This window comes from Scrofimicrobium canadense (assembly GCF_009696615.1).
In the GTDB taxonomy this organism is placed as follows: domain Bacteria; phylum Actinomycetota; class Actinomycetes; order Actinomycetales; family Actinomycetaceae; genus Scrofimicrobium; species Scrofimicrobium canadense.
Genome location: NZ_VULO01000001.1, coordinates 287,844 through 311,511, shown reverse-complemented (window position 1 = coordinate 311,511; position 23,668 = coordinate 287,844). Strand labels below are relative to the sequence as shown.

The following is a 23,668-nucleotide window of genomic DNA, read 5'->3' as shown; positions in this document are numbered from 1 at the left end:
ATAGATCTGGAGTGCTCTTTAGTTACGGCATAAAGTGAAAACAATCAGTTTTTGTGTTGTTGCTAGCAACAACACAAAAACTAGTAAATGGTAGCGTATAGCGCTTCCAGCATTGCCGTTGTGACCTCTGGATGATGATGCTCTAATACCCATTGGCGGCGCTTCTGTTCTGCAGCAGGATTCTCAGCAACAGGCATAAGTTCAAGAACCCGTTCAGCGATCTCTTCCACTTCGCATATTTCTACTGGAGCGTCGGAGCCTGGATACCGAGCAACGAGCGGCCGCCCGAGCGCTAATGTCTCCAAATCAGATATTGATAATGCGTCCACCAAGAACTGCCCAACAACGACATGCCCCATACTGATAAACAACTGATAATCTTTCTTGCTCATACGTGGGGCCAATATAACCCCTGCATCCCTTGCGGCTGGGGCAAGATCCCCCCAGTCAACCCCATGGACGTCAACCCCACTCTTCACTAAAGCTCTTGCGGCCTCTACCATCTTGAGTCCGCCTTTAGAATGGTCCCAACGCGCATTGAATACAACGCGACCTTGGACTGGTTGAACCGGTGTTCTATGTAGCAGCTCGACAGGAAGTGCGTTAGGAATGTAAACCGCGTCTTTCCGCACTTCTTTAAGGCGAGGCAATAAATCTGGAGTCGCAGCCACCACTGCATCAGCGCGCTCAATGCTCTGCCTAGCCAGAATACCAATTCCTGGCTTGTGTAGGTCGACTCGCAGGTCGGAACCATGGACGTGCAGAACATACGGCTCTTTGCAGCCCCAACCATAATAGCCATTGGGAGCATAGTGTATGTCAAGCACATCTGGACGTATCGTATTCATGTGCCAGTCAACCAAATCGTTGCCACGAGCAATCCACTGGCCCGGTGAGGCTAGTGATCCATGTGGTATGAGGCGCAGTGCCCATGCTCGACCAGTCGAGCGAGCATAGGAAACAAGGTTTCGTCCTGTGTCCGCCACATTATTGAGGTGCAGTACCCGCGTTTTCGATGAATACGACATCAGTACCCCTCCACAGAAGTGGGCACTGGCCCACTTCCACCCCATCTATTCGCCAAGAATGCTTCGGACCACTGCCCCACACGTGTGATGCCCCTTGCACGCGCCCACATAAGCGACAGCCTCGAATCACTTGTATCGAAAGCCTCAAATCCCAATGGGTGCTTTTTGTCGATAAGAGCAACACGAAGATTATTCAAGAAAGGCCCCATAGCGCTGCGTCCAATCCTCTGTACCACTCCAGACTTGATGTATTTCTTCGTCAGCGTTGTGCGCGGATCGTATAGGCTTATTTGTTCCCCTCCCGCATCCTCATATGCCTGCGCTACAAAGGCGGCATACCAATCGCGCGTTGCAGTCAACGCTTCGGCACCGCGAAGCCACACATCCCACATCTCTCTGTCAAGCATTGGCAATGCCCAACGATAACCATAAGATTCATAGCCACGCATCGAGTTATTGATGTATTTTGCTTGGCGCTCACGAAGGTTAAACCATTCGACCGCCGCCTGTACAGCGCCTGGCTCTCCGTCATAACCAACATCTGACAAAATCTCTCGGACAGTGCGAAGAAAGAGCCGGTTATGCAATACTTGACTTTTTTGTCCTTGAAGATTTCCGTGGTGATCCGCTAACGCATCATAGATCAGTTTTGTCGGACGTTTCGACTGGAGCAGCCACTCATCGTGCATATTGCCAACAATCGTATGTCCTGGAAGAAACACGGCCTGATCGCTAATTATCGTCTGTTCCTTTAGCTGTCGCACTGCCTCCCAGTCTTGAATGTGCGGTAGAGCAATGCCACTCCATGTGTGTTCGCGAAAGAACTCTCCTGAGGAACCGTGCCAACGCGACCACATTGCCAACTCATCGTAGGTGAGGTTCACAAACTCATAGCCGAGGCTGTCAGCAACTACTTCTGCCTGCGATGCTTCACTATTGGGGCGTCCATATGAAAAAGTGAGAACGTCATCGATTCCCAAACGCCTCAGCCACGAGAGCAGCAATCGAGAGTCAAGGCCTCCCGAAAGTGGAACGATGAATTGTGAGTCCCGATAGCAATCACGCATACGTGCAAACGCAGAATCCAGAGCATCCGAGAATGCGTCAGCAAAGACTTCCGGATCGCGCTCACGGTCTGATACAAAGCGATACTTCAGGTAAGTGTCTTCTTTTGCGCCCCTCTCACAAAGCTCTACTTGAGTGCCAGCCTGCACTGTCCGAACTGACGCAACCAGCGTCCCGCCCCCCAGCGAATAACCGAAATGTCTGAATACTTCGCTCTGGGGCCCATCAAGTCGCCACGGCACGTTCTTCTGAAAAAGCGCGATATCATCGGCAATAATCCAGCGACCATCAGCTTTCGCGTAATACAAGGGTCGCGAAGCCGTCGGATCGCTGACGAGCAGCGGCGCGTCACCCCTCAAATCAACGAGAGCCCACGAGCCTGGTAGAACTGCTAACTCGCTCTGGCTAAGCGGAGACTGCACTAAAGACATGGGGATGCTAGGACGATCCGTGTTGGTCCAATAGTAAAGGGTCTTGTCCTCATTGGATATCCAGCCAGGGTGGGTGAGTTCCACAGCGCGATTCATCGGATAGCCTTCTCATAGATGTCCTGATATGCACTGACAAAGGTATCTTTGCCGAATCTTGCGATCGTGCGCTGTCGTCGTTTAGCTCTCTCACTGGTGCTCTCACGATGCGCATATGCGCGCCGAAGGCTTTCCACCAGTGCGTCATCGTCGTTGACAGGTACTAGTTCTCCATCACCTGGTCCAACAATGTATTCACCGCCCCAAGTCCGAGTTGATATTACTGGGGCACCTTGACTGAGAGCTTCGGTCAGCACTACTCCAAAAGACTCAGATAGTGACGGGAGGACAAAAAGGTCCAAGGATCCACAAAACTCTGGCACCTCGTGCCGTTGGAGTTTTCCCAACAACCTAATCTGATGGGCTTTACCAGACTGTTCCACCATTTCTCTTACATGATTCCGTTGCTCACCATCACCGGCAATCCATAACTCCACATCGTCAGTGTCAGCGAACGCTCTACTAAAAGCTCTCACCAATGAGGGGATATTCTTCACTGGATCGAGTGTCGACAAATGCCCCACCAAAAATCTTCTTGAATCTCTCGAGTCAACAAAGCCACTACTTTCCACGATGGGAGGAAGAAGGTTTGGAATATCAAGCCAAGTTTGCGGGTCCATCTTGAATCTTGAAGCCAAGTGGTCCGCGTGACCCCTAGAGACTCCGATTCGAGCGCTGGCACTTTCGACGATCCGTCTCTGCTGTCGAAGCGATAAAGCCGATGTCGATAGATGCATAAGAGACCTGTGTTCAGTGTAAACAAATGGAATTCCGTATGTCTGAGACAAGAACTCGCAGTAGTAAGCAGCCGGAAATAGTGAATGCGCGTGAAGCACATCCGGCCTCCCCCACCGTTGAATATAAGCATCGAAAGCTCGGATAAGAGTTGGCCGAGCAGACCAAACATTTGGCGACAACAGTTTTGGAAATGGGTGTGGCGTCCGGAAACGCAGGACAGGAATACCCTTCTCGATTGCTCCCTCAAACGATCTGCTGGGCGTCCAACTGGCATAGTATGGTCGCTCGATAGGTGCCAGTACACCAACGTTCATTCCCGATTGGCGTAGTGAATGCGCTTGTTCACGAAAAAAGGAGCCCGCCGTGTCGTCATCAGATTTCGGATACCACGAAGGCACGTATAGGACATGCATCCATTTACCTTAGCTCATAGCGGCGACGGTAACACGCTGCTGCGAACTTGCTTGCAAAACGGTATCGAAGTGGCGCATCTCTACTGAAAGTCAATCGCCAGTCATGCGCTAGAAGAGATGAAAAAGATCGATATTGGCGGGCCTGTTGCAGAGCCTCCTTGATGGATTCTAGTGTTGCCGTGGGGCTTGTTCCTTCCCGTAACAGGTTCATTTCAGACTTGGCTAGATACCCTTCACAGTTCCCAATTTTCTGAATCTGCTCCACTATTTCAGCCAAAGATTCCGTAGCGTCTGTAATATCGCCCCACTCAACACGCTGTGAAAGTATCTCAATGAGATCTCGGCGCAAAATCTTCGTACCTAGTGCCCTCTGCTGCTGCGTCGTCAATATTGACATTGTCGACGACGATAACGCACCTCTTACACCGCATAGTTGATCTTCGATTGCCTTTCGCTTTGTAGATGCTCGCGATGGCGCATCGTCAACGATACGATAGGCACCTTGACGTGGATCGGCCACGATAACCCGAGGTGACTTCCGTTGCCCACCATTTGAAAGAAGTCTCGCCATAAAAGCGATGTCTTCTCCTGTCTGAGCATGGACTGTCATCCGCGCTTGACTTCGCTGCAGATGCGTACGTCGAAAGATTCCCACCGGACTAGAACGATAGTAGAGACGATCTGCAATGGGTCTGCGCGTACGCGAAATCTTGCCTCCGACCCTCACTGGTGGAGTGGGTGCTAGTGTTCCGTCGGTATCGAGAATAGGTGCAAGGACGATATCAGCATTACGCCTCATTCCTTGTATGACCCATGATGCCAAGGCGCCGTGATCTAGGTCATCATCTGAACCGGCTACCCCGACCCATTCGGCTTCAGCTGACTCTAGCCCTGCATTGAGAGGTCCTGCCGGGCTAGGTATTCCATCCCGAACGGTGAGGAACCGTAATGAGCCTGGGGTCTTTTCAACAATCCGAAGGCGACGCCTAACCTCTTTGTCCTCATCCACGCCAAGATTATGCAAAACAGCGATAACCCCCACACGAAGATCAGGTCCTTCTTCGCCAAGAACTGCCGTAACCATGCGCTCAAAGAATCTAGAGGGATCGTGTATCGGCACCACGATCTGCACATCAAGGTCAGTTATGTTGGCCATTGTCAGTCGTCCCATCGTCTAGGAGCCCTGCAAGGCGTGCCTGCTCAGCAAAAGCTGGGACTTCTCTTGCAACCTCTTCAAAAGTGCCAGTTGCAACCAGATGTGCTGCTTCCATATAGCAGATCATATCTGCATGGCGAACAGTAGAAAGCCGGTGTGCCACTGAAATGACAGTTACCTCTCCGTGGAGAGCATTGATTGACTCTGCAACCTGCGACTCAGTTTTCGTATCCAGAGCGCTAGTCGCCTCGTCCATCACCAGGACCAGAGGATCCGTGTAAAGCGCACGTGCAATACCCAACCGTTGACGTTGTCCGCCACTGAAAGCTATGCCGCGGTCCCCCACTCTTGCTTGCATCCCACCTTCACGTTCCATCACCGTATCCCACAGCTGGGCACGTTTTAGAGCCTTTTCGACGCGTTGAAGGTCAATGTCTGAACCCCACGAAAGGGCCACATTTTGCGCAATCGTGGCATCAAAGAGCGCAACTTCTTGTGGTACGTATCCGACACTGGAACGCCACGCCGCCAGAACGTCATTCATGTTTTGACCGTCAACCCGAAGCTCACCCTCTTGCGGAACTAAAAGGCCAAGAATCACGTCAACTAGTGTTGTCTTTCCTGAGCCTGAATATCCAACAAAGCCAACACTTGATCCCATAGGGATTCGGAGATTCACGTTGGCTACTGCTGGCTCCGACGCCGAAGGATACGTGAAAGTGACATTCTCTAAAACTAGTTCTTGAGGCTTGTGTTCGAAGGGCTGTTGCCCTACGTTCTCTGCCAGCTTGCGATACCTATCAGCATCTCGCAGATCATTAAGAACTGCCACCACTTGAGGCTTGTTTCCGTCGACGGTATTCGAGACAGTTTGGAACATGACTAGTGAAGGAATAAGCCTCATGCCAACAACCGCAAACATGGCAATCGCGGCAATCGCTGCATCCAAGCCTCCCGAGAAGAAGTATGCTGAAGCACCAATCACCAGGAAGCCACCTATCAAAGCACCATCTAGAACAAACTGGGGTGCTGCTCCGATCACTTGGAGGTTGGCGCGAGCACGCGTGGCGTGGCGTCTTTCTTCGACAACTACTTTCGCGACCTCTGGCGCCTTGTTTTGGAGCGTGATTTCTTTCATCGCCCCAACCATGTCTGTCATAAGGGAAGCTACCCTGTACGAGTATCGTTGGTTTACCTGCCCTGCTTCGATTGTTTTCTTACGCAATACCGCGTACAGCAAAAATGCGAAGAGCCCCAAATATACAACGGTCAACACCGCTGTCGCAGGCTGCACGGCTAAGAGCGTCACCAACAGAAGTACGCTAGTCGCCAACTGTCCCGGAATAGTCAACAGTGGCATTAGGAACCCGCCGTTGATTGCTGCCACACCAACGTCGACCATCCGTACTAGCTCAGAAGTGCTTCGTGAAAGCCTTTCCACCCAAGGAGTGCGAATGTAGGCATCAAAGAGTTGTCTACCAATTTCCAACTCGTAGCTGGCGAATCGCCTGGAACCAAACCACCTTTGGGCCAGGGTCAACATTGACTTCAGGATAATGAGAAAGGAGACCACTAGAATCACCCACACGTAACCTGCTGGACCAATAGGCGCCAAACCAGGGATAGCAATAGGGTCTCCCGCAAGCATTGCCGTCATAGAGAGCGCTAAGAGACTCAATGCTGCGACATCCAAGACTGAAAGCAGGCACGACACTACGGTGTACCAGACGATGTACCGTCTGGCGGATGCAGGGAAATACGGAAGGAGCTGACGTAGAAGGGCTATGGTATCTTTCACGAATATCTCTCAGTTTTCTGCAAGACAGCTGCTACCTGTCTAGCTCTCGCTTCCCAGGTATGCTCTCTGCTGTGAGCCAAGACTCTTTGGCTAGCTCTAGCAATCATTTCTCTATGCGTACCCATTTCATCCAGCAATTCTGCTAAAGATTGCACCGAATGCGGCACACTCCATCCAATATCGAGATTTTCAACCACTTCTGCCGCCATAGTCCCCTCTGTTGCAATGATGGGTTTGCCTCTACCGATGTATTCAAATAGCTTCACGGGCATGGCAAACTCCCAATACAATTTGGGCTCAACATGGAGCATCGCTATATCTGCATCCTCGTATAAATCATCTAAATGATCGGCATCGCGATGGACAATGCAGACCGAATCGCTCAGGAGGTCTGCATACATAGTTTTGTCTTTTTCCCAAGAATCCTTAGGAGTACATATTGTCAGCGAGACATTCGATACCCGCGACACCGCCTCAAGAAGAATAGATATTTCGTAGTGACGCGGATTTGTCCCTCCAACATAAAGCAGCTTTAGAGGGCCCGTGAGACTCTGTTCCACACCATCCGCACGCGTATCAGCACCCGGCGGCAAAGCAACGATTATCGGATCTAGTTTATGCGGTATATGGTCTGCCATCGGTAAACTGGGGACGAATAGGACATCGACATAACGGTCATAGATGGCGAGGTCCCATCGGTACAACGTCGACATCGCTGCGGCGACGGCGGCTCCCACACGTTCTTTGTATTCGTCGAAAACCCAATAGATATCCCGGTAGAAAACACCAATGGGAATATTGTGTCGATGCATCAACGCAAAAAACTCTGCGTCTAGGAAAGGGCGCAGTGGAAAGTGCCTAGGTTCAGTGAAAGCATTGGGGATGGTTGCCGACTCTGAATAGACAAACTCGACTTTGAGACCACCCCGGATGGCCCTTCCTAAGGCTCTCAACGATTTTTTTCGCTCTTTACCGGTGCCGGTCACTTTCCATACTTTGTACCCTATGTTCTCGAATGCCTTCAGCATGCGAACCGGACGTAGCGCAGAGGCTGCTGTGGGATTCTCTTGTAATTCAAAGGGCGCGTGAAAGACCATAACCGGCATATTTATGCTCCTCATCTGATGTACTATCAGAGTCTCACCGCTTCGCCTGACGCTGCCGAGCGAAGAATGCCCTCGGTTACGCGAATGGCGTCTAAGCCCTCTCTCATCGTCACAGCGTTGCTTTCTTTGCCGAGGATAGCGTCTCTAAAGTTTGCGTGTTCGACTGCTAGAGGTTCGCGCTTTTGTAGCGCGTAGCGAGTCACCGTCCCCTCTGACACTCCCCGGAAAGCAGCGATCTGATCCCACTGCACGGGGAATTCGCCATTTTCATAGAAAGTTAGATCCCCAAGGGCAGTGTCGGCCACGAGAGCACCATGCTCGCCCACAGCGATTGTTGATCGATCCTTATATGGGGTAAGCCAGTTGACGAGGTGGTTTACCAAAATACCATTGGTGAATCTGCCCGAGGCGACCATCATGTCCTCGTGATCACGGCCAGAACGGTGTGACACTTGTGCAAAAATCAGCTCGTAAGGGGCCCCTGCCACCCACGATGCTAGATCCACGTCATGGGTTGCCAGATCCTTGACCACACCAACGTCACTGATCCGCGCTGGGAAGGGTGACTGGCGCCGTGTAATTACTTGGTACACCTCACCAAGCTGGCCATCAGCGATACGTCTGCGCATTTCCAAAAGTGCAGGATTACACCGCTCAACATAACCCACAGCACCGACAACGCCAGCTGCCTCGAACGCATCAACAATGCGTTTCCCAGAATCTGAATCTGCCGCCAGAGGCTTCTCTACCAAAGTATGCACGCCAGCTGCCGCCAGCTTCAGTGCCGCCTCTTCGTGCAAAACTGTCGGAACGGCAACCACGCATGCTTCGATACCCGCGTCAATGAGTTCATCGACGCTTGCCATCACAGTGACGTCGCTAGCAACACCGAATTTGTCACCACCCGGGTCAGCTACCGCAACTAGTTCGAAGCCGTCAGTTTCCCGTGCGTTTCGCACGTGGTGGCGTCCCATGGACCCAATGCCAAGAACTCCGACTCTGATATCGACCATTTATGCGCCTGCCTTAGCAACAGTGTTGACAGCCTCAACGATGCGGTCCAGATCAGTTTGCGACAGTGAGGGGTGCACCGGCAATGAGATAACCTCTTTTGCGGCCTTTTCAGTTTGTGGCAGGTCCAGACCCGGTGCAAAATGGGCAAGAGAAGGCAACCTGTGATTAGGAATGGGGTAGTACACTCCGGACCCAACGTTGAACTTCTCACGCAAGGCACCGACAAACGCGTCGCGGTCGCCCTCAGGAACGCGAATCGTGTACTGGTGGTAGACGTGTACGGCCCCCTCAGCAACGGGAGGCACAATGACACCCTCAAGATTTTCATTGAGGAACGCGGCATTAGACTGACGCTTCGCAGTCCACTCAGCCAAGTGTGTCAGCTGAGTACGCCCAATAGCAGCGTTAATGTCGGTCATGCGGTTGTTGACGCCAACCATTTCATTCGCATACTGCTTCGCCATTCCCTGGTTGCGCAGAATCCGCACTCTCCTGGCAATCTCTTCACTGCCGGTGGTGACCATGCCGCCCTCGCCAGCAGTCATATTTTTTGTGGGATAGAAAGAGAATGCCCCAAAGATACCGAAAGTGCCGGTCTTTTGACCATCGAGACTTGCGTCGTGTGCTTGGGCGGCATCTTCAAAGAGTGCCAGTCCGTGCTTGGAAGCTAGTTCTTCAAATGCTGGCATATTTGCGGGATGCCCATAGAGGTGTACCGGCATAATCGCCCGCGTGCGCTCAGTTATTGCTGCCTCGGCTGCGGCAGGGTCCATACAGAAATAGTCAGGCTCAATGTCAACAAAAACTGGGGTTGCCCCGGTAATTGCCACAGAGTTTGCGGTTGCCGCAAAAGTGAAGGAAGGAACAATCACCTCATCCCCCGGACCAATATCAGCTGCTAACAGTCCTAAATGTAGGGCCGACGTCCCCGAGTTCACTGCGACAGAAAATGCTCCATCGGCCACTTGTTCGGAAAACTCTTCTTCGAAGGCAGCGACTTGTGGGCCCTGCGCAACCATGCCAGAACGGAGCACTGCGGATACAGCCTCAACTTCCTCCTCACCAATAATCGGTTTTGCTGGAGGAATAAAGGCCAAGTCATTACTCATGCGGTTCCACTTCTCTCAGATCATTACCCGCTACTTCTCGGTATAACGCACCAGTCTCAGGACACTTGAAGTATCCTTCGCGGCCAAAGACCGGCACCAGACGCACGCCAGCGCGTCCCACCCATCCTATCCGCCTGGCGGGCACTCCCACCACTAACCCAAAGGGTGGCACGTCGCGTGTCACAACTGCGCCTGCAGCAACGGTTGCCCATGGGCCAATGGTCACGGGCGCCACACACACCGCTCTAGCACCTATAGCAGCACCCTCACCAATCGTGACCCCCACAGCTTCCCAATCATCCGCGCTTTTTGCGGTGCCATCAGGGTTGATGGCTCTGGGATGATGGTCATTGGTCAATACCGCCGCGGGTCCTATAAAAACGCCGTCAGCTAAATCAGCGGGTTCGTACACCAATGCGTAGTTCTGGATTTTGCAGTTGTCACCTAAGTGCACACCGGTACCGATATATGCACCGCGTCCCACAACACAGTTTTTCCCAAGCCTTGCGCCCTCACGTACCTGCGCCAAATGCCAAATGCTGCTGCCTTCGCCGATAGTCGCGTCCTTTGCCACGTCAGCACTTTCTTCAATGCGTATCATGGTCACCTCCCAGATATGAATTGTTTCACTTAACTTATGTAAACCCTAACGCAAAGATGTGCCGGTGTTTCCACTGCCGCCCCATAGATGCCACAATGACCACATGTCAGAAATACGTGCGCCGATTACCGACACTTGGTTGGTTGTGCCTCTATACAACGAAGAATCCGTCATAGGGGACGTAATACGCGACGCCCAAGCAGCATTTCCCAACATCGTTTGTGTTGACGACGGCTCTACTGACAAATCTGCCGAAGTCGCACTATCTGCTGGGGCTCACCTCGTCAAACACCCTATTAACATGGGGCAAGGCGCAGCCCTGCAAACCGGCATAGATTACGTGCTTGCTTATACTGATGCCGACTATATTGCGACTTTCGATGCGGACGGACAACATGATCCCAGCGATGTCATGGCGATGCGCCAGCGCGCCATCGACGATGGCTTAGCAATCATTTACGGTTCACGTTTTCTTGAAGGAGACTCGCCAGTAGGGTGGGCTAAGCGTATGGTGTTGCGCACAGCTGCAGCAGCTACCCGCCTCAAAACAGGACTCAATCTCACGGATGCCCACAATGGACTACGCCTGTTGCGCCGCGATGCCGCCGGTGCAGTCCACCTCAAACAAAACCGCATGGCCCATGCTTCGGAAATCATCGCGCAGCTAGCTAGTTCTGGACTACCGTGGGCAGAGATGCCAGTCAATATCCGCTATACCGAGTACTCCAAGGCCAAAGGACAATCACTGTTGAACTCAGTGAATATCCTGGTTGAATTGGTTATGGGGTAAGGCCATGCAATACATACTCATCAAAGCGGTTCTGGTAATCGGACTACTATTAGTGGCCTTTTTTATGATGCGCCCCGTCAAGAGTGCCAGTCACCTTGCATTGCGCCGCATCGGAATGATGATTATTGTCATTGCCGCGGCATTGGCTGTGATTTTCCCTGAGACACTCAATGGTCTTGCCCGGATGATCGGAGTGGCGTCCGGAGTCAACCTGGTAGTCTACTTTTTGGTGATCGTCGTTTTTGCTCAGATGGCAACCAGCTATCGGCGCGATATGGCGACCGAGAGGAAAATCACCGATTTGGCCCGCGCATTAGCGCTACAGTCAACACAGAAACCAAATGAAAGATCAGGGTCGGGGGGCGCACCGATCGATAACGTGGATGGTGTAGATGAGTAGCAGACCTACCGGGTTTCCAGTCGACGGTACGCACGCAAGCCCGAACCCGCTCAAGTTTCCGTGGCTTCGCACAGTACTTGCGTCCGTGCTTGCTATCGCTCTCTTCGTGGGAATAGCAGGAGCTCGGCTCTACGACGGCCTCTATAGCCAGGTCAAGGATGCGGTTATCGATACCTCCGTCGTGGCCAACGCCAACGATACTGAGCCGATTGAACAAGCTATCCCCGCTGACGGTTTTGCTGGCCGTCCGGTCAATCTACTCATTGTCGGAATTGACTCACGCTTTGGCGACAACGGAAATATCGGTGCTGGGGATGCTGAAGAGTTTGAGTCAATCCTCAATGACACCAATATGCTTCTCAATATTTCGGCAGACCGACAATCGGCAACAGTAGTGTCGATCCCACGCGACCTCAAAACAGAGATTGCACAATGCCAAACACCCGATGGGAACGTCGCTGGCGGCTACTATGCTCAATTCAACTGGTCCTTCGGAGAACCCGCAATCGGAAGCGACCAAGACCTCGCTGCCGGTATTAGCTGTGTCCAAGCCACCACGGAGCTACTAACTGGCCTCAACATTGACGGGTTTGTCGTTATCGACTTTATCGGGTTCCAAGGCCTCATCAATACATTGGGGGGCCTCAACATTTGTTTGGACGAAGCTGTCGAAGATGAAGAAGCCGGCCTGCGACGCTGGGAAGTTGGCTGCCACACGATGCCACCAGACCAGGCACTTGCTTACTCAAGGGCACGTAAGAACATCGGCAATGGCTCTGATATTGGTCGTATTGGCCGCCAGCACCAAGTCGTGTCGGCAATGGTGCAGCAAGTACTTGACGCAAATATTCTTACCGACTTCCTGAAGCTTCATGGCTTTGTACAAGAAGGCCTGAAAACTGTCTCTGTTTCAGGTTCACTGGGCGATCTGGGCACAGATATGGGCCTACTCAACTCTGTGCGCAATGTGGCACCTGAGAACTTCCGTTTCGTAACGGTCCCGTGGGAAGCAGACATTGAGGACCCGAACCGCGTGGTTCAGGCAGAACCTTATGCAAGCGAACTGTGGACTTCTCTCCAAAACAATGCTCCGTTACCTCCCGGTATTGGCTACCGAACCGTCAAAGATGAGTATTTTATTGTCGGTCCTGACGGACAACCAATACCTGCAGTAATCGACGATTCTGGGGTCATCACACGTGCTGATGAAGTGATCGCAGGAGAAGACGAAGCGGCATACAGCAACGACGGAGAAACCTGGTGACACAACCACCATCATTTGAACCATCTCGCCGGCGTCAACAACGCCCCAAATCCCCTGCCTCGGGTCAACCACAAGAGCCTCAGAAACTTCGACCTCCGTCGGGAGATAGCGGATCACCCTCACCCCGGCCAGTCTCACCATCTGCTCCCCCGCCGTCCTACGCTCCTCGCAGAAAATCGGTAGTAGCGGATCGACAGCAGCTGCCCCAGTCGCCTCGGCCAGCACCCAGATATGCTCCCACTCGCGCCACTGCGAGCAGTGCTTACACGCCCGCACCTACAGCACCTCAAGTGACAACCGCACCCCAGCAGCCACCGCAGCGCGCCCGCGCAAGAAAACGAAAATGGCCATGGGTGTTTCTTGTTGTCGTTGCAATAGTTATCGGATGGCCAGTTTGGCTTCTGCTGTACACCAATGGGAATCTCCACCACATTGATGCGCTAGTGCCTGGGCCCGATTCTCCCGGAGTCACATACCTGATTGCAGGTTCCGACGAGCGCCCCGACGGGTGGAATGAGGATGGTGTTGAAGGCGGAAGATCCGACTCAACGGTCCTGGTGCACAAGGCCCCCAATGGCCAAGTGTCGATGGTTTCGCTCCCACGAGATACCTATGTGGATATTCCAGGATGGGGCTGGAACAAGCTCAACGCAGCCTTTAGTTTCGGTGGGCCCCAGCTGCTGGTTGAAACAGTTCAGAATATGACAGGAGTGACCGTCGACCACTTTGTCCAAGTCAATATGGATGGGGTGGCACAACTAGTCGACGCTGTCGGCGGGGTGGAAATGTGCCTCGACATGGATGTCAACGAACCTCATTCCGGACTGGTCTGGGAAGCAGGTTGCCGTCCAGTCAATGGCAATAATGCGTTGGCACTTGCTCGCATGCGCTATGAGGATCCCAGAGGAGACTTGGGACGCGCGCAACGCCAAAGAGAGCTCATGGGCGCAGTCGCCAGCGAGGCCATGTCCCTAGGAACACTGGTGAATCCCGTCGAACAACTAAAACTCTCACGAGCCGGAACTAACACTCTGTCGGTAGACGAAACGATGAACATCATCGACGTTGCCAAGCTGTTGCTGACGTTCCGTTCCGCTGGCGACCTGTCTGGAACCCCTCCCCTATCCACTACCTCCGAAATGACCGAGGTCGGTGCCGTAGTGCTGTTAGATGAGGAACTTGCACCTGGCTTCTTCCAGAAAATGGCTAATGGAACTCTCACCCCAGAAGACTTTGAGACTGAGTTTTAGCCTCATCGCCTATTAGCGGGATATAAAAGGCCTGTGCGCTAGACGGTCAAGCCGCCCACGCACAGGCAAAATATTTCAACTGCTACTACTCTGCGGCGTTCGAATTTGGAACCTTGATTCTGTGCGGTGAAGCCTGCCAGGCTTCCCATGCCGACGTGAGAATGTCAGTAACGTCGTGCTTTGCTTCCCACCCCATTAGATGCTGAAGGCGCTTTGTTTCACCGATAAGCTTCGGCGGATCGCCCGCGCGCCGTTCCTCTATTGCAACCGGGAAATCCCAACCAGAGATGCGTTGTAAGCCCTCGATGATCTCTTTTACGGATGTTCCAGTTCCAGTTCCCACATTGAACTCATGCACCTCAGGCTGTCCATCTCGAACCAAGTCAAGAGACTTGATATGGGCGTCAGCGATGTCAGTTATATGGATGTAATCGCGCACGCACGTACCATCTGGAGTGTCGTAGTCATCGCCAAAGATTGCTGGCGTACCACCTTTCTCCAGACGTTCGAGCACCATAGGAACCAAATTGAGGCGCGCAGGATCCATCAAGTCTGGCCATCCTGCTCCCGCGACGTTGAAGTAGCGCAGCGCCACCCATTTCAGGCCCCATGCCCTCTCACAGTCGGCTGCCATCCATTCGCAAATCAGCTTTGTCTCACCGTAAGGATTGATGGGCTTGCACTCGATAGTCTCATCAACGACAGGCACGGGAGGCATTCCATATACAGCAGCCGAAGACGAAAAAATGAGCTGATCAACACCAGCGTCGTACATAGCTCGAAGTAGGTTGGCCATGCCGCCAACATTTTGCTGGTAATACCAAGCTGGGCGTTCGACGGATTCACCTACCTGTTTGCGAGCTGCAAAATGGATGACGGCCTCAACATCCTCATCCATCATCGCTTCCGTCAGTCGCGCTCTGGTAGAGGGGTCCGCTAAATCAATCTGGAATAGCTTCGCGTCACCAATACGAGAAGGATCTCCGAAAGACAAGTCGTCCACCACCACAACTTTGTGGCCTTGTTCTTGCAGCATGCGCACCACATGCGCACCAATGTATCCGGCCCCGCCGGTAACCAAAATGCTCATAGCACCATGCTACTCGTAAGGCGAGTGGTCGCATATACACGACCACTCGAGACAATCGTCGATCAAAACCTTCGCGAGCGTCTGCCCACCGAAATAAGTGGCCCCTGCGGCATCACAAAGTCCGGATCAAAGTTCGAGGGAATCGCCGACAGCGACAATGTGAACACCGCAGGTTTGTGCTGCACCAGTTCGAGGCGACCTCCCATTGCCTGCGCCAAATCCTTCGCAAGTGCCAGCCCAATGCCCGACGATCCATGCCCAGAAACACCCATCTCAAAAACGTCTGGGGCCAAATTATCATCAATGCCAGGTCCCTCATCCGAAACCTCAATAACCACTCCGCGAGACGACGAAGACTTCTTTGCCTTGACAGTGGTCGTACCCCCGCCGTATCTCAAAGAGTTTTCAATAAGGGTGGCGAGGACCTGTGCCAGCTTTCCCGATTCGCCCAACACAGGACGCTCCGCCTCGTCCATGAAAACCAGTTTCCTACCCTCAGCTTCAAACTGACTCTCCCATTCTTCACGCTGAGAGTTAAACACCTCAAGAATGTGCAACGCCTCAGTCGAACTCTGATTGCGCCGCTTTTCATCAAGAAGCTCAGAGACCACAGTAGTCATACGCTCCACCTGGTCGAGGCACGCTGCGGCTTCCGTACGAACTTCCTCATCCTCAGTGATCATTTCGATCTCTTCAAGGCGCATCGACAGTGCCGTCAGCGGTGTTCGCAGTTGATGGCTGGCATCTGCTGAACGCTGGCGCTCCGCTGCCAAACGTCCAGCCATACGTTCACCCGTGCGAACGAGTTCCTCTTGCACCAAATCGATTTCTTCGATTCCCGAAGGACGGATATGTGCACGAACGTTCCCTGAGCCAATTTGTTCGGCCTGGGCCGCCAAGTAAATCAGTGGGGCCGACAGTCTGCGTGCCATCGACCTTGCTAGTGCCCAACCTATGACAACAGCTGCAAGTGCTCCTGCGCCAAACATACCAACAGTAATCACCACTGAGCTGATAGCCGCACTGGAACTGATCGTCATATCAACCACCACGCCCGAAGTTGAGCGATAGTGGGATGTAAGACCACCCTCTCTTGGCTCACCCGAGACAACCGTGTACCGGGACGGTATTTCAGCAACAGTGAACGCTTCACCGGCGTTTGACGTTGGGCGCGCCCACGATGCGACAGTTGATTGGGTTACCCATTGGTCGTCGTCAAGGCGGCGATCAATTGCGCCAGCCAATGTCTGCGCGCGCGCATCCAAAGCTGCCTGGTGGGAATTCCACATCAACGCGCCTCCGAGGATAGATCCCGGAACACCCATAAGCACAGCCATCACGAGGACGGCTGTCACAATCATTCGTGTAGTCCGTTCCCTCACAACGCCCTCACTTCACCTAGAAGCCTCACTACTTCTCGAAGCGGAATCCCATTCCTCGAACAGTTGTGATGTACCGAGGTTCCGTCGCATTATCACCCAGTTTGCGCCTAAGCCAAGAAACATGCATATCCAATGTCTTCGTGGATCCTTGCGGATCTGAGCCCCACACCTCGCGCATCAAGTCATCGCGCGGGACGACATTGCCAGATTCGACCATGAGAGCGCGCAGCAAGTCGAATTCCTTGGCGGTCAGGGACAGCTCCTTGCCCTTGACAAAGGCCCGATGTGCCGCCAAATCCAGCATCACATCCTGCACTTCGATTTCTGTGTCTCCGTTGTCCTGCACGCTACGGCGAAGCAAAGCGCGCACGCGGGCCAGCAATTCTGCGAGCCGGAACGGCTTAGTCACATAGTCATCAGCGCCAGCATCTAATCCGATTACCATGTCGACTTCGTCCGTGCGAGCAGTCAAAATCAGAATCGGAACAGTCAGGCCCCGTGAACGTACTTCACGAGCTAAGTCGAGCCCATCCATATCTGGCAGGCCCAAATCCAAAACAATGAGGTCAGCGCCGCCCACCTCGTCCAAAGCACCACGGGCCGTTCCGTGGGCTCGCACTTCGTATCCCTCGCGGCCAAAGGCCCTCGCTAAAGGTTCTGAAATTGCAGGATCATCTTCCACTAGGAGCACTGTTGCCATCGCTTTTTCCTTCGCTTCGGGAACTGGTTTTTCTGCCGCCAGCGGGGTGTGCTTGCAGTCAGCACGGGTATTCCGTGCGGCATATAAAGTCTTCTTTTCTACTATCTGATGCAAAGATTACACCAAAAGTATACCAAGTCTATGCTTTAGTCTGCTTCCAAGAGATCGCATAGGGGAGCACTTTCCCAAAACCACGCAGGTCCGCCTGCGGATAAGCCGTGACCCGCACATTGTCGCCAGCTTTTCCAGCCTCTATAGCTGCAGCGGTAGGGGCATCAGTCAAAATCACACCCGGAGAAGCAATATCAGCCAAACGTGAAGCAAGATTGACTGGAGGACCAAAAACATCGCCACTACGAGAAAACACGTCGCCTTGGATCAAGGACGCCCGTACCGGAAGAATGTCTTCCGTTTCTTCAAGAGTGTCCATCAAATGGGTTGCCACCGACACTCCCGTTGCCAAATCATCGGCAATGAAGAAAACTGCATCCCCTATCATCTTCACTACTCGACCCCCCGCCTGGGCCACAGCAGTACGACTCACGTATTCGAAGTGCTCGATGAAATCAACTAGGCGGCGTCCCATCCCAGACGAAGAGCTCGTATAAGCCACCATGTCGACAAAACCCAACGTCCTAGTCAAAGGAAAACGTCTGCGTGAATGATCTGGCGGTCGGTGAGCAACCTCGTGAGCGACCCTCTGAAGCAAACCCTCCATTTGCCTGCGCCACGAATACAACAGCTGCTCTTCAAATACGGGGATGAAGTTCTCCATTTCGTCAATGGTGACGAGGCGTGCCGAAGTGTCGTCAAGTCCGAGACGGCGTTCAGTATCCTCCACGAGAGCTTCCATTTGCCACAGTGACAGGCGATCAGCCAGATGTGACTGGGCTCGGATCAGCGAGAGGGCAGCCGAGGAACCAAGCCCCGCGTCACGGGAAAGCTTCACCCAATCGTGGAAAGCTTCAGCATCCATTTCCGTAAAAAGGGGTTCATCAGGGTCGGCTGCTTGAAATCCCATCGCCAACCAGTAGTCGTTAAACTCTTCCACCGTAGCGTCTGCTGCCTGCGCCAGATCTTTCGCGGTAAGAGTAGGCGCCCCCCCAAGGAGTTGCCGCTGATATCCTGCGAGCGTCGATGTCGTCGCGCGCACTTCACTCACGTGTGTCTTCCGTCCTGTCTTTGACCCCAAAGCTTCGTTTTCTGCAGCCACGATTGTGTGGCCAGTGTCACTATACACGAGGTCGCGCTACAATTGCCGAGTGGACTTGAATATGCGACCAGTCAGCGATTCACATGATACGTCTAAATCGCCATCACCCCTCGACAGAAAATGTAACGACTACGTGTGCACATATGCTGCACTTGATCCCCTCGCAGCGACTGAGTGGGGAATCGCCGGCAACGAAGGAGAACTGCCCGATTTTTCACCAACAGGCTTAGAGGCCAAGTCAAACCTAGACCGGTCGATGCTCGATTACATTCGCGATCACGGCCCATGGACCGGACACGACGCAATCACCGCAGCTGCCATGGAAGATCGATTGGGGCTCTCACTCGAACTCGACCAGTCAGGCGAGAATCTCCGAGAACTCAATAACCTCGCGTCCCCAATCCAGGCGATACGTGACAGTTTTGATCTTATGCCGCGGGACACCGCTGACGACTGGGCGCATATTTGTGACCGCTCGAGTAAAGTGCGCGCCGCGCTGTCAGGCTACAGGGAGTCGCTCCAGGTAGCTGCAGCACAAGGAATGGTTGCATCCGCACGCCAAGTGTTGTGCGGGATCACCCAGGCCAAAGAGCTCGCAGAAATGACGCCAAATTCCCATTTTGGAGCATTGCTGCAAGATGCGCCAGCAAACAACCGATCACTCGAGAGTGCTCTACATGATGCCGCGTCTGCGTACGGCGAATTGGCACAATGGCTCGAAGACACATTACTGCCGCAAGCACCTCAGAAAGATGCCGTAGGCCGAGACCGGTACGAACTATTCTCTGAGCTTTTCATCGGCCAACGCGTCGACTTAGACGAGACCTACGCGTGGGGGTTAGAAGAACTACGCCGCATCGACAACGAACAGAAGAGTATCGCTAAGGAGCTTTACGGAGCTGGTACAACCGTGAGTGAAGCAATGCGCAAGCTCGACAATGACCCGCGCTACACCATCCAGGGGATAGGAGCACTCCGCGAATGGATGCAATCATTAGCTGACGAGGCAGTAGCCCAGCTTTCTGGTACCGAATTCGACATACCGGCGCAGTTACGCCGTATAGAGTGCATGGTTAACCGGGGAAACGGCGGTATTTACTACACGCCACCAACAGCCGACTTTTCCCGACCTGGAAAAATGTGGTGGTCTGTCCCGCCTAACGAGGAACAGTTCCACACGTGGCAAGAGCGCACAACCGTATTCCACGAAGGTGTCCCCGGGCACCACCTTCAGTTAGGGCAAGCAGTAGCCTTGTCATCTCAACTCAATATGTGGCGTAGTTTAGCGGCATGGAATTCCGGTCACGGTGAGGGGTGGGCACTCTACGCCGAACAACTCATGGCTGAGCTCGGCTACCAAGATGACCTTGGAAACTACTTTGGTCTTCTTGATGCTGAACGGCTCCGTGCAGCACGGGTAGTCGTCGACATCGGCGTACATCTAGGCCTCCCCCGACCAGACGGAAACGGGACGTGGGATGCCGACGCCGCATGGGTTTTCCTCAAGAATAATGTGGCCATGGCTGATGGTTTCTTGCGATTCGAGCTCGATCGCTATCTAGGGTGGCCGGGCCAAGCTCCTTCGTACAAAGTGGGTGCCAAGTTGTGGCGCGAGCTGCGAACCGACTATGTTGCAATGCTGCCTAGCAGCACTCCTGTCGAGCAGGCTCGTCGTACTTTCCACTCAGCAGCGCTCTCATTGGGAAGCCTCCCCATGAGCACCCTCAGGGAGGCACTCATTCCATGACCCGCACAAGCGCACTGGTGAGCTTCATTTTGGCATCCGGATCTGTAGCGCGGGCCAATGTCCTGCGCCAAGCCGGTATAGATCCGATGATTGCGGTTCCCGATGTGGATGAGGCCGCCATTCTTGCTGATCTCAACGCCAATGGCCAGGCCAGCCCCGCGGATCAAGTTCAGGCTCTTGCCAAAGCAAAAGCCGAGGCCTCGCTCGAGGCGCTTCCATTGTCGACGACTGGACGCGAATTTGTGTCCAGTGGACGCCCTGGAATCCTGGTGGCGTGTGACTCAATGCTGGAATTTGAAGGACAGATGCAAGGAAAACCACACGATCCAGCTATTGCGAAAGAACGCATCGGAAAGATGCAGGGGCATAAGGCGACATTGTGGACGGGGCATACGATGATCTATCTTGACCCAACCACTTGGCGAGTGGACTCATATTCACGCCCACTCGCCAAGCACAGTCGACGCGTGAATGGCACCGCCTCTACAACCATCCACTTTGGACACATGAGTGAAGCCGAAATAGACGCTTACGTTGCCACGAACGAGCCTCTTGAAGTTGCAGGTTCGTTCACTATAGACGGGCTGGGAGGACCATTCATCACGGGGGTGGACGGAGATCCTCATTCCGTCATTGGAATATCCCTACCACTTCTGCGCAAATTGGCTGATGAACTCGATGTATTTTGGCCCAATCTCTGGTCACGTTCTTCTCGGGGTTAACATCACGCCGTCCGAGTGGACGCATATTCACGCCCACTCGTCGTAGGGTAGATACATGACAAGCTTTCTAGCCTGGGGCATCGGCCTCGCCACCGTTACCGAGTCCGGACGCACCCTCGACGTATGGTATCCAGACCCTCACCTCGGACCTATGCCAGATGGTGGAGACCCAAAGCTTCTCGACCAGCTGAGCACTCTTGAGCGAAAAGACGAAGCGCGCAATGTTCACACCCAAGTTGTGCGTTGCACCGCTGACCTTGAAGATCAACCTAGCTCGACCGCCGACGCATACTTACGCCTTCACCTGCTGTCGCATCGCCTCGTCAAACCCAATACCATCAACCTAGACGGTATCGTCTCAAGGCTCCCTAACGTCGTATGGACCTCAGCTGGCCCATGTTCTCCAGAAAACTTCGAAGAAACTCGCTTCAGACTACGCGCTAGACTGGGACACCCCCTGGCAGTGCACGGTGTCGACAAGTTCCCACCCATGGTGAACTATGTGATTCCAGCCGGAGTCCGAATCGCGGATGGGGCCCGTGTCCGGCTCGGCGCCCACCTAGCCGAAGGAACAACCGTCGCCCATGCCGCCATCATCAACTCGAATGCCGGTACCCTGGGACGCTCCCTCATCGAGGGACGCGTCGCCCAAGGAGTCACTGTCGGCGAAGACTCCGATGTGGGCGGTGGCGCGTCAACAATGGGCACATGGGCTGGCGCTGGACGCGAAAAAGTTTCCATTGGGCGCAGGTGCCTGCTGGGCGCCAACTCAGGCTTAGCGATCCCACTCGGTGACGACTGTGTGGTCGAATCGGGGCTCTATCTTACAGCCGCAACCCAAGTCGCCCTGATGACCACTGGAGGAGTCGTTCCCGGCAGTTCAGGACGGTTTATTGACCCCCCCATCGTCCCAGCACGCGACCTTGCAGGCGCATCCAACGTCCTATTTCGACGCAACTCTCAAAACGGACGTGTTGAGGCGTTGGCTCGCGCCGGAAAGCCGATTACTCTCCCCGACGGGACCACACCGTCACGCTAACCCCGTCGTACATATGACGATTGGCAGGAGCTTCCTCCTGCCAATCTCTTTTCTACGCTACCTAACTATCTAGCTGCGTTTCCTTGCCCGTAAAGGCACATAGTCGCGCTCCACCTCGCCAATATAGACCTGACGTGGGCGGCCAATGCGAGTCTGTGGATCGATGATCATCTCTCGATACTGCGCAATCCAACCAGGTAGACGCCCCAACGCAAACAGCGGTGTAAACATCTTCGTTGGGAATCCCATCGCCGAATAGATTAGCCCTGTGTAGAAGTCAACATTCGGGTAGAGGCGACGCTGAACGAAATACTCATCATTCAGAGCGATTTCCTCCAATTCCATGGCAATATCTAGTTTCTGATCGTTCTTTCCTAAGCGCGTAAGAACATCGTGAGCGGAGTCCTTGACAATCGCGGCACGGGGATCGTAACTCTTGTAAACCCTGTGACCAAAGCCCATGAGACGCACGCCGTCTTCCTTGTTTTTCACCTTGTCAACGTACTCTTGCACGCTAATACCACGGTCAACGATATCGTTGAGCATCCGCAGAACCGCCTCGTTCGCACCTCCATGCTTAGGGCCCGCCAAAGCGCCAATCCCGGACGCAACTGAGGCATACAGGTTAGCGTCCGATGACCCCACCAAACGAACCGTCGACGTAGAACAATTCTGTTCATGATCTGCGTGAAGAATAAGCAGCATATCGAGAGCACGCACCAAAGCTGGATCAATGTCATACGCCTGGTAGGGCATACCGAACGTCATACGAATGAAGTCTTCCGTGTATCCCCTCTGAGAGTCCGGATACAGAAGAGGTAGGCCTGCAGCGCGCTTAGCAATATAGCTAATCATCGTCGGCATTTTTGCTAGAAGAAGCACCAAAGCACGATCAAGCTTCTCAAGATCATGAGGGTCAAGGGTGTCTTCGTAGTAGGTAGCAAGGCCAGCTACCCCTGCTTGGAGGATAGCCATTGGGTGCCCATCATGCGGGAATGCCGTAAAGAACGCTTTGAAGTCCTCATGCAAAAGTCGGTGTCGCTGAATACGCCGCAAAAATGCTTCCAACGTAGCAGCGTCAGGAAGTTCTCCATAAATAAGCAAATACGCCACTTCGAGGAAAGACGAATGCCGCGCTAGTTGTTCGATCGGATACCCGCGGTAACGCAATATGCCGTTGTCGCCGTCAATGTAAGTCACTGATGATTCACAGGCAGCGGTGTTCGCGAACCCAGGATCGTATGTGACATCTCCCGTTGTAGAAAGGACTTTGGCGATTCCAAGGCCGTCTGATCCCACCGTTGATGTAAAACGTGGCAGTTCAACCTGTTGACCGTCAACGTGCAGAACTCCAGCACCACCAGTGTGGGCGTCTTGTTTACTTGTGTTGGCCTCTTCCGCCATCAGCGATCTCCTCCATCTGCAGTCATATGAGCCCCGCACCGCGTTGAGACGGGGCGATCCGGCTGCGAACACCCATATGGATGTACTTTTTCAACAATAGCTAGCCTATCGC

General features: G+C 53.5%; 21 protein-coding genes. 7 read left to right on the top strand and 14 right to left on the bottom strand.

The features are described 5' to 3' along the window. Positions 1-80: 80 nt before the first annotated feature. Genes FYJ24_RS01550 through FYJ24_RS01510 form a run of 9 tightly spaced genes read right to left on the bottom strand, consistent with a single transcriptional unit; the run spans position 81 to position 10,555 of the window. Positions 81-1,028 (bottom strand): glycosyltransferase family protein, encoded by a 948-nt coding sequence (locus tag FYJ24_RS01550; RefSeq protein ID WP_154542882.1) that lies wholly within the window; start codon positions 1,026-1,028, stop codon positions 81-83. Then, the gene (locus FYJ24_RS01545; RefSeq protein WP_154542880.1) at positions 1,028-2,620 is read right to left on the bottom strand and encodes an asparagine synthetase B family protein; all 1,593 of its coding nucleotides are present in this window, start codon (positions 2,618-2,620) and stop codon (positions 1,028-1,030) included. The genes FYJ24_RS01550 and FYJ24_RS01545 overlap by 1 nt, the downstream gene beginning before the upstream one ends. Next, on the bottom strand, positions 2,617-3,771 hold the full coding sequence (locus tag FYJ24_RS01540; protein ID WP_154542878.1) for a glycosyltransferase: 1,155 nt from the start codon (positions 3,769-3,771) through the stop codon (positions 2,617-2,619). Before FYJ24_RS01540 ends, FYJ24_RS01545 begins: the two co-directional genes overlap by 4 nt. Before the next feature lie 4 nt (positions 3,772-3,775). Further along, the gene (locus tag FYJ24_RS01535) at positions 3,776-4,927 is read right to left on the bottom strand and encodes a glycosyltransferase family A protein (protein WP_154542876.1); all 1,152 of its coding nucleotides are present in this window, start codon (positions 4,925-4,927) and stop codon (positions 3,776-3,778) included. Then, a complete protein-coding gene (locus FYJ24_RS01530) occupies positions 4,911-6,725 on the bottom strand; it encodes an ABC transporter ATP-binding protein (RefSeq protein WP_318656429.1) in 1,815 nt (604 codons plus the stop codon). The genes FYJ24_RS01535 and FYJ24_RS01530 overlap by 17 nt, the downstream gene beginning before the upstream one ends. Further along, on the bottom strand, positions 6,722-7,846 hold the full coding sequence (locus FYJ24_RS01525) for a glycosyltransferase (protein ID WP_154542874.1): 1,125 nt from the start codon (positions 7,844-7,846) through the stop codon (positions 6,722-6,724). The genes FYJ24_RS01530 and FYJ24_RS01525 overlap by 4 nt, the downstream gene beginning before the upstream one ends. 11 nt (positions 7,847-7,857) lie before the next feature. Beyond that, entirely contained in the window at positions 7,858-8,844 is a 987-nt protein-coding gene (locus tag FYJ24_RS01520; protein ID WP_154542872.1) for a Gfo/Idh/MocA family protein, read from the bottom strand. Beyond that, a complete protein-coding gene (locus FYJ24_RS01515; protein WP_154542870.1) occupies positions 8,845-9,954 on the bottom strand; it encodes a DegT/DnrJ/EryC1/StrS family aminotransferase in 1,110 nt (369 codons plus the stop codon). After that, complete coding sequence (locus FYJ24_RS01510; protein ID WP_154542868.1) at positions 9,947-10,555, bottom strand: acyltransferase; 609 nt, start codon at positions 10,553-10,555, stop codon at positions 9,947-9,949. Before FYJ24_RS01510 ends, FYJ24_RS01515 begins: the two co-directional genes overlap by 8 nt. Before the next feature lie 103 nt (positions 10,556-10,658). Between FYJ24_RS01510 and FYJ24_RS01505 the strand changes: the two genes are divergently transcribed. The 4 genes from FYJ24_RS01505 (at position 10,659) to FYJ24_RS01490 (ending at position 14,259) form a co-directional block, all read left to right on the top strand. Next, positions 10,659-11,345 (top strand): glycosyltransferase family 2 protein, encoded by a 687-nt coding sequence (locus tag FYJ24_RS01505; RefSeq protein WP_154542866.1) that lies wholly within the window; start codon positions 10,659-10,661, stop codon positions 11,343-11,345. 4 nt (positions 11,346-11,349) lie between these two features. Next, on the top strand, positions 11,350-11,745 hold the full coding sequence (locus tag FYJ24_RS01500) for a DUF2304 domain-containing protein (protein WP_206192424.1): 396 nt from the start codon (positions 11,350-11,352) through the stop codon (positions 11,743-11,745). Beyond that, positions 11,738-13,009 carry an LCP family protein gene (locus FYJ24_RS01495; protein ID WP_154542863.1) on the top strand — a complete coding sequence of 424 codons (1,272 nt, stop codon included), beginning with the start codon at positions 11,738-11,740 and terminating at the stop codon, positions 13,007-13,009. The genes FYJ24_RS01500 and FYJ24_RS01495 overlap by 8 nt, the downstream gene beginning before the upstream one ends. A 290-nt stretch (positions 13,010-13,299) precedes the next feature. Beyond that, positions 13,300-14,259, top strand: a complete 960-nt coding sequence (locus tag FYJ24_RS01490; protein WP_318656428.1) for an LCP family protein — start codon at positions 13,300-13,302, stop codon at positions 14,257-14,259. A gap of 85 nt (positions 14,260-14,344) precedes the next feature. Here FYJ24_RS01490 and galE read toward each other — a convergent pair whose 3' ends face one another. From galE to FYJ24_RS01470, 4 genes are all read right to left on the bottom strand, one after another. Continuing rightward, on the bottom strand, positions 14,345-15,349 hold the full coding sequence (gene galE, locus FYJ24_RS01485; protein WP_154542859.1) for a UDP-glucose 4-epimerase GalE: 1,005 nt from the start codon (positions 15,347-15,349) through the stop codon (positions 14,345-14,347). 62 nt (positions 15,350-15,411) lie between these two features. After that, positions 15,412-16,731, bottom strand: coding sequence for a sensor histidine kinase (locus tag FYJ24_RS01480; RefSeq protein ID WP_318656427.1), 1,320 nt, complete (start codon positions 16,729-16,731; stop codon positions 15,412-15,414). A gap of 28 nt (positions 16,732-16,759) precedes the next feature. Then, complete coding sequence (locus FYJ24_RS01475) at positions 16,760-17,431, bottom strand: response regulator transcription factor (RefSeq protein ID WP_154542857.1); 672 nt, start codon at positions 17,429-17,431, stop codon at positions 16,760-16,762. A 139-nt stretch (positions 17,432-17,570) separates the two neighbouring features. Beyond that, positions 17,571-18,593 (bottom strand): adenylate/guanylate cyclase domain-containing protein, encoded by a 1,023-nt coding sequence (locus FYJ24_RS01470; protein ID WP_225871894.1) that lies wholly within the window; start codon positions 18,591-18,593, stop codon positions 17,571-17,573. A 100-nt stretch (positions 18,594-18,693) separates the two neighbouring features. Here FYJ24_RS01470 and FYJ24_RS01465 point away from each other — a divergent pair, with 100 nt between their 5' ends. The 3 genes from FYJ24_RS01465 to FYJ24_RS01455 are packed head-to-tail and all read left to right on the top strand — an operon-like array spanning position 18,694 to position 22,152. Then, on the top strand, positions 18,694-20,391 hold the full coding sequence (locus FYJ24_RS01465; protein WP_318656426.1) for a DUF885 domain-containing protein: 1,698 nt from the start codon (positions 18,694-18,696) through the stop codon (positions 20,389-20,391). Continuing rightward, complete coding sequence (locus FYJ24_RS01460; RefSeq protein ID WP_154542853.1) at positions 20,388-21,113, top strand: nucleoside triphosphate pyrophosphatase; 726 nt, start codon at positions 20,388-20,390, stop codon at positions 21,111-21,113. Before FYJ24_RS01465 ends, FYJ24_RS01460 begins: the two co-directional genes overlap by 4 nt. A gap of 55 nt (positions 21,114-21,168) precedes the next feature. Beyond that, entirely contained in the window at positions 21,169-22,152 is a 984-nt protein-coding gene (locus tag FYJ24_RS01455) for a DapH/DapD/GlmU-related protein (RefSeq protein WP_154542852.1), read from the top strand. Between the two features lie 69 nt (positions 22,153-22,221). Here FYJ24_RS01455 and FYJ24_RS01450 read toward each other — a convergent pair whose 3' ends face one another. Then, complete coding sequence (locus FYJ24_RS01450) at positions 22,222-23,556, bottom strand: citrate synthase (protein WP_154542850.1); 1,335 nt, start codon at positions 23,554-23,556, stop codon at positions 22,222-22,224. Between the last annotated feature and the right edge of the window lie 112 nt (positions 23,557-23,668).